General features: G+C 44.0%; 7 protein-coding genes. 2 read left to right on the forward strand and 5 right to left on the reverse strand.

Annotation, left to right across the window (positions count from 1 at the left end):
* Window position 1: 1 nt before the first annotated feature.
* On the forward strand, window positions 2-1,870 hold the full coding sequence (locus tag I3255_RS12145; RefSeq protein WP_238039047.1) for a sodium:solute symporter family protein: 1,869 nt from the start codon (window positions 2-4) through the stop codon (window positions 1,868-1,870).
* Window positions 1,871-2,014: 144 nt separating this feature from the next.
* Complete coding sequence (locus I3255_RS12150) at window positions 2,015-2,563, forward strand: hypothetical protein (protein ID WP_238039048.1); 549 nt, start codon at window positions 2,015-2,017, stop codon at window positions 2,561-2,563.
* Between the two features lie 75 nt (window positions 2,564-2,638).
* Here the strand turns inward: I3255_RS12150 and I3255_RS12155 are convergent, their stop codons facing one another.
* The 5 genes from I3255_RS12155 to I3255_RS12175 form a co-directional block, all read right to left on the reverse strand.
* Entirely contained in the window at window positions 2,639-3,244 is a 606-nt protein-coding gene (locus tag I3255_RS12155; RefSeq protein ID WP_238039049.1) for a rhomboid family intramembrane serine protease, read from the reverse strand.
* A gap of 41 nt (window positions 3,245-3,285) precedes the next feature.
* A complete protein-coding gene (locus I3255_RS12160) occupies window positions 3,286-4,338 on the reverse strand; it encodes a 5'-nucleotidase (RefSeq protein ID WP_238039050.1) in 1,053 nt (350 codons plus the stop codon).
* Window positions 4,339-4,601: 263 nt separating this feature from the next.
* A complete protein-coding gene (locus tag I3255_RS12165) occupies window positions 4,602-5,891 on the reverse strand; it encodes a TRAP transporter large permease (RefSeq protein ID WP_238039051.1) in 1,290 nt (429 codons plus the stop codon).
* Window positions 5,888-6,415 carry a TRAP transporter small permease subunit gene (locus I3255_RS12170; protein WP_238039052.1) on the reverse strand — a complete coding sequence of 176 codons (528 nt, stop codon included), beginning with the start codon at window positions 6,413-6,415 and terminating at the stop codon, window positions 5,888-5,890. The genes I3255_RS12165 and I3255_RS12170 overlap by 4 nt, the downstream gene beginning before the upstream one ends.
* A gap of 17 nt (window positions 6,416-6,432) precedes the next feature.
* Entirely contained in the window at window positions 6,433-7,494 is a 1,062-nt protein-coding gene (locus I3255_RS12175; RefSeq protein WP_238039053.1) for a TRAP transporter substrate-binding protein, read from the reverse strand.
* Window positions 7,495-7,815: the final 321 nt, after the last annotated feature.

Genomic DNA, 7,815 nt, shown 5'->3' on the forward strand with positions numbered 1-7,815 from the left:
CATGAGTCAATTTGCGATTAATATTATTTTTGTAGGTCTATCTTTCGCGCTTTATTTCGGGATTGCGATTTGGGCACGTGCTGGTTCAACCAGCGAATTCTATGTTGCGGGCGGCGGAGTGCATCCGGTCGTCAACGGTATGGCAACCGCTGCTGACTGGATGAGTGCCGCGTCATTTATCTCAATGGCAGGCCTTATTGCTGCTAGTGGTTATGGCGCCTCCACCTACCTCATGGGCTGGACAGGCGGTTACGTTCTACTTGCTATGCTTTTAGCACCTTACCTACGTAAATTTGGTAAGTTCACGGTTCCTGATTTTATTGGTGACCGTTTTTATTCCAAAACAGCAGCCATGATTGCTGTGGTTTGTTTGATTATCGCCTCGACTACCTATGTTATCGGTCAGATGACTGGTGCTGGCGTTGCATTCTCACGCTTCTTAGAAGTTGAAAACACAACGGGTCTGCTCATTGCGGCTGTCGTTGTATTCTTCTATGCGGTGTTAGGTGGTATGAAAGGGATTACATATACGCAGGTTGCGCAATATGTCGTATTGATGGTCGCGTATACCATTCCTGCTGTGTTTATCTCACTTGAATTAACAGGTAACCCAATTCCTGGTCTTGGTTTGTTCTCAAACCACATCGAATCTGGCGTTCCTATTTTGACTAAGCTTAACCAAGTCGTGACTGACTTAGGATTTGCCTCTTATACGGCGGATGTGCCTAACAAGCTAAACATGGTGCTATTTACGCTATCACTGATGATTGGTACAGCTGGCCTACCACACGTGATCATTCGCTTTTTCACCGTTCCTAAAGTGGCCGATGCACGTTGGACAGCGGGTTGGACACTAGTATTCATCTCGCTACTGTACTTTACTGCGCCAGCGGTAGGTGCGATGGCTCGTCTCAACCTCATTGATACGGTCTATCCACAAGGGGTTGCAGAAGCACCTTTAGAGTATGATCAACGTCCAGACTGGATGGCAACATGGGAAGACACAGGGCTTATCAAGTATAACGATCTAAACAATGATGGTCGTATCCAGCTGTATAACGACAGTGGACTTGGTGCCGCTCAAGTAGCGCTTAACACCGCTGAAGCGGATGGTGGCGATGTTGCTGCAGCTACCGCAGCGGTAGAAACAGCTCGCATTGCACATGATGCAGAAATGGATGGTCGTTTTGCCAATGCTGGATGGGCAGGTAACGAGCTGGATGTGAACAATGACATCTTAGTACTCGCTAACCCAGAAATTGCCAATCTTCCATCATGGGTTATTGGTCTTATCGCTGCAGGTGGTTTGGCAGCAGCGCTATCAACAGCAGCGGGTCTACTACTTGCGATTTCCTCAGCGATTAGCCATGACTTGATCAAACGTAACCTAAACCCAAACATCACTGATAAACAAGAGCTCAAATATGCTCGTATTACAATGGGTGTTGCAATCGTAGTAGCGACTTATCTGGGTATTAATCCACCAGGATTTGCCGCACAGGTCGTTGCATTGGCCTTCGGTATTGCAGGCGCTTCCCTGTTCCCTGCCCTAATGATGGGGATTTTCTCTAAGCGTATTAACAACCTAGGCGCTATCGCCGGGATGTTGACAGGCTTGATTACTATCCTAGTATATATCTTTGTCTTCAAGGGTTGGTTCTTTATCAGTGGTACTGCGAATTTCCCTGATACTGAAGAGTACTGGTTATTTGGTATCTCACCGCTATCTTTTGGTGCGGTTGGTGCCTTACTTAACTTCATTGTGGCATTCGCGGTATCTTATGCGACTGCTCCACCACCAACGCATATTCAAGAGCTGGTTGAGAGCGTACGTTCTCCACGTGGCGCGGGCGGTGCAATCGACCACTAAGCTCACAGTTGAGGATATATCTTCTGTTACTATATATCACTCACAGGCAGCAGCTGCTTGTGAGTGATTTTTTATTTTATACTTATAATAAAATGTAATTAATTCAGCTTGATTGAATACACATACCCCATTAAGGAATATTTTATGCTTTTTGAGTTTATCGCCACAATGGCGGCAGCGTTCGGGATGGCTGGACTAGCACTAATCATAACTCACTTCAGCAAATTGGCAGGCAAACGTGCCCCTAAATGGCTAATCCCCTTGTTTGCGGCGATTGGTATTTTTGCCTTTCAAATAAACCAAGAATATAGCTGGTATGGTCAACAAGTGCGAGAGTTGCCAGAAGGCGTAGAAGTTGTCAAAGTAGCAAAAAGTACGCAATGGTTCCGCCCATGGTCTTATGCCAAGCCACAAATATTACGTTTTATCGCGGCAGATATCGGTAATGCTAGCGTACAAATAGACAATCCAGATGTGCATTTAGTCAATTTATACTTATTTGAAAGACGAAGAAGTGTCGAAAAAGTTGCACAGGTTATCGATTGCAATGCGCCTGCACGTGCAGATTATGTCATACCAGAAAAAGGTAGTAAGCTCACGATTGATGAGCATGTCAAGCAAACCACCGCATGGTATAAGCTAGCAACAGATGACCCATTGTTTATCAGTATCTGTACTAACCAAAATACCTGATATGACAACAATCATAGATATAGTAACTGCATAAAAAGTGGTTATATAAAAATTGCCAAAAGACGAACTATTAAATCAATAACGCTGAGCCGTTGCTGAATAAGTATGTTTTGAATTGGCTCCTAGCAATAGCCCAGCACACAAACCACCAAAATGTGCTGCAAACGAGATTCCTTGTTGCGGCATCAGTCCTTGCTTAATGGTTAGCCAATAGCCAGTGCCCATGACAATACAAGCAATCAGATAACCCCAACGCCGAGCAAAAATAGCGCCGCCTATCATATAACCAAACATCGCAAAACACAGTCCTGACGCACCAATATGAATAGAAGATGGCGACCCAATCACCCAAGTAACCAATCCTGAAGCGATGACCAACTTGATAATCGTGCGATAGGCATTTTTCTCAAATAATCCGAACAAAAACAAAATTTGTAATAGCGTCACCGTGTTGCCAATTAGATGTGACAAATTGCCATGCATCGTCCATGAGGCGAATACTCCGATCATACTGCCCACATCTAACGCGCGCGGTACAATCCCAAAGATATTCCACAGTCCAAATAGCGCCACTTCATTTAAGAAAAACATACCCCACATCGGTATAAGTACAAAAGCGTATAAACCAACAACCTGCTTTATTCGCGCCACAATCAAGTTGAGCAATTGCTGCCAATTCATATACCATCCTATTGTTTAAATTTCGCTTATCTGTATATGCTTCAATGATTTACTGCAAATAGTGGGCGCACAGCAGGCTTGAATGACAATAATGTTGCATCTTTATCAGTAGTTAGATAGCTATCACCGTGCAGTAACGACGTTGAACGATAAGGAACCAAGGCCGTAGGTATAAATCGACGTGCGGCATCGATATGCTTGATGGAATCATCAAAGAATATATGTGGTGCAAACGTTCTAAGCACGGCTGTTTTTTCCAGCCCTCCTAAAAAAAACGCCATATCGACATTTACGCCCCACTCTCGTAACGTTTTAATAGCGCGCAAATCAGCAGGTGCATTACGAGCGGTCACAAGCGCAATTTTGATTGGAGAATACTGTAAACCAGCCGGTAAACGTTCCTGTAAGTTTGACAGTTTAATCAATAGCTCAGCATAAGGGCCTTTTTCAATTGGTAAATCACGCATTTTTACTTCACGATCATGAAAAGCTCGTAGCCCTTTTTGCTTATAGAGTAACTCACCCGAATCATCAAACAACACCGCATCCCCATCAAACGCAATACGTAGCTGATCAGTATCTAACTCGTAGGTATTGACAGGGGTTGCGTCTAATATGGCACAAGCACAAATATTGGCATCCGCCACTTGCTGCGCATCTTCACGATTGGTGGTCAAAAACAGATCGACATTGAAGTCTTTAATATAAGGCGCCACAGGACTGCCTGAGATAAATGCTGAGCGTGAGATATTGATATCATGCTCTAAAATAGCATTGAGTACTTGAATGCCTGTATCTGGACTACTTTTTGAGACGATAACGACTTCAACCAAAGGTGTTTCAATGTCTGAATCCTTACGCTCGTTATCATCACAATATTCATTTAGATTCAGCAATGCTTTAATCAGTGGGTAGCCAGCGCCAATATTTAGAGCGTCATTCTCACGCTCTATCATATAGTCTCGAAACTCTTTGATGGCACTTGCAGGTCTTTGATCTAGCAGTTCTAGCAAGTGATTTTCTGACTCTGTTAAATCAAAAAGTGCCGTTGCAGAAATCGCAACAATGAGCGTATTAGTAAAATCGACAGCCATGACTATCTCTACTTATGAAATTATACAAAGGAATGAATGCAGACCAGTTTACTACATTCACAAGCCTTTATAATACTAAGAAAAGTTACCATAATGCAGCGTCTCAGATCATGAGTTTATAAAATGTTCTGCTCTTCATTCTTGGAAAAAATGTTAGCCAATAAAAAAGCCACACTGCTGTATTAGCAATATGGCTTATTAACGAGTAGAAAATCTGCTGCACCAAAATACAATGACTTTATACGTCTGAGTTTAGATGCAAACTACCCCAACAGCACTAATGAGATCGCCGGGAACATCACTAAGATAACCAATCTCACCAAATCCGACACAATAAATGGTGCCACCCCTCGAAACATATCTGAAAGCTTAATATGCGGCGCCATCGCCTTAATCACAAAGATATTCATCCCCATTGGCGGCGTAATCAAACCTAACTCCACCGTCAATACTGCAATAATACCGAACCAGACCGGATCAAACCCTAATGCTAAAATGATCGGATACACCACAGGGATCGTAATCACCAGCATCGCGAGCGCATCCATAAATAGACCCAGCAAGAAGTACATGATCAAAATACAGATCAGCACAAGCATCGGACTGACGGCTAAGCCACCAATCCAAGACGCTAGCGTATAAGACAAGCGTGACACCGAGATAAAGTAACCCAAAGCCTCTGCACCTAGCAGCATAAAGAACACCACCGCCGACAGCGCCAAGGTCTCAACCAATGACTGCTTTAACCCATCTAGACGCATGCCTTTAGCAAACGCATAAGCCCAAGAGACAAAGGCACCGACGGCTGCCCCTTCTGTTGGCGTAAATAGCCCAAAGAAGATACCCGCGATAATCACGATAAAGATAAAGCTAAACGGTATCAGGCCAGTCAATGATACAAGCTTGGCTTTCCACGAGGTTCTCTCACCGCGCTTTGCCAAATGCGGTTTCCAGCGCACCATGATCATCACCGTGATGGAGTACATCACCATGCCGAGCATCCCTGGTAAGAAACCCGCGATAAACATATCCCCAACCGACTGCTGGGTTAAGATAGCGTAGACCAGTAAAGCAATACTGGGCGGGATCATGATACCGAGCGTACCACCTGCCGCTAAAATACCGCAGGCAAAACCGGGTTGATAGCCATACTTCTCCATTTGCGGTAGAGCGACTTTGGTCATAGTTGAGGCGGTAGCGAGAGAAGACCCTGAGATTGAGGCAAAGATACCGGAGGAGCCAATACCTGCAATACCAAGACTTCCCCTCACCCCACCAAAGATGGTTCGAGTGGCTTCAAACAGTTTCCCTGCCATACCAGAATGGGTCGCAAACACGCCCATTAAGATAAATAAAGGAATCGCGCTAAAGTCATACTTTGCTAAGACATCAACGGGGATGTCTTTGAGCATTTGCAATGCACCGCTCGGCGCAGTGACTGCACCAAAACCAACCAATCCTACACCCAACATGGCAAGGGCGACAGGAACGCGGATGACGACAAGCAAGATCATGACCACAAGGCCAATGGCGCCGATAACTTCTGGACTCATGCGCCTGTCTCCTCGGCGTCAAAGAATTCGCCTGTTTTAAAGATGTTGATGGATTCGATCAGTGAACGGATAGCCAGTAAGGCGCTTAACAAAGCACTGATGAGATAAATGGGCATCATGGAGATACGCAAATCTTGGGTGACTTTGCCAAATTCCATGGCGTCGATGGCGCTCTCATAAAGTCCCCAAGCAAAGACGATGCCGATAGCAAAGAAGCCCAGCATAAAGACGCCCATCATGTAGCCTTTGATAGACTGGGGCATCTTCTGGGTGAAGACGTCGACGATGATTTGCGAGCGCTCGACAAAGGCGGCAAAGGCGGCAAGCAGTGCAAATAGCATAAAGTAGGAGACAATCTCTACACTACCTTTAACGGTAAAGCCAAACTCACCGCCGGTGAGTTTGAAGATATAACGGGCGACGACATCAGTCATGGTGGTGAGGACGATGATAATAAGACTGATGCCGCCAATAAACTGGCACAGTCTGGAGATTAGGACGCTGAGCTTGATTAGTAGGGTCATGTTGCACCTCCAATGGGTTAGACCACTTTACAGGCAGCACTAACAGCTTTTGCTTTTTCATAGACACTATCAGCATCCAAACCCAAAGCATTAACGTCTTTCAGATATTTTTGCGTTCCTCTTTCGAGTGGACCTTTCCAATCTGGATCGTTTAGTGGATCAGGGATTTCAACAATTTCATCCCCTTTATCTTTGGCAGCTTGTATGGCCATTTGATCGTGCTTATCAAATACTTCCCCAACCTTATTGGCCATGGCCATTCCTGAATTTTTATCTAATACTTGTTTTAGGTCATCAGGCAAACTGTCATATTTATCCTTATTCATAGTAACCATAAGTGCCGAACTATAAAATGGAATGTTAGTATGATATTTGGTAATTTCATCAATTTTAAAAGCCGTTACTGCCTCCCAAGGGAAGCTCAAACCATCGACAACACCGCGCTGCAAAGAGGTATACATATCATTTGCGGGTAGACCAACAGGTGACGCACCAGCACTTTCTATAATATCGCCAGCAACTGCAGAAGGACGACGAATACGCATTCCTTTCATATCTTCAGGCGTTCTGATTAGCTTGTCTGTTGTGTGAAGCGAGCCAGGCCCAGCACCATACATAAATAGCAAATGAGAATCTTCGTACTCACTAGCAAGTGTGCCATCGTCATACAGAGTTTGCAGCATACAACCCATTTGCGTGGCTGAATTTGATAGTCCTGGCAGCTCAGTAATCTGAGTCAAAGGGAAACGACCATTAGTATAACCATGTGCTTGTGAACCGATATCGATCGTACCTTTAGTCGCGGACTCATAAGTCACATCTGCTTTAGCAAGACCTGCTGAAGGGTATAATTCAATTTTTAGGCGGCCATCAGAATCTGTCTCTATTTGCTTAGCCCATGGCTCAAAAACTTCGGTACTAATAGATGACGTTGCTGGCCAAAAATGTGAAAAACGCAAAACAGTGGTTTCTCGAGAAGTTTCTGAAGAACCATCAGTGGTGTCAGCAGATTGGTTAGAACAGCCGAAAAGACTAATAGCGGCTAAAGCGCCAATTGAAAAAAGAGGAGCTAACTTCATTATCAATTCCTTTTGATAATTGTGAGGATAGGAGTAGATCGCATAAGTAGATAATCTAAACCATACGAGGTTCAGTCATTTACAAAAGATCAATATATTCTTTACGTACCTGTAATAAAAATATAGTTTAAAATTAGCAGCTATAATGATAGAAGTCAAATCATTTTGATGACATACAAGAACAGTCGATTTAGGTTTTCAGGTATTTTGGAAATGACTGATCTAATTATCAACAGTCATTGCTACAGGGGCATACAAAATTTTCCTGTAGACAAAGAAAAGCCCCTTGATACGTTAGTATCAAGGGGCTAGTCAGAATAG

It is taken from the genome of Psychrobacter sp. Ps6 (assembly GCF_022129235.1).
In the GTDB taxonomy this organism is placed as follows: domain Bacteria; phylum Pseudomonadota; class Gammaproteobacteria; order Pseudomonadales; family Moraxellaceae; genus Psychrobacter.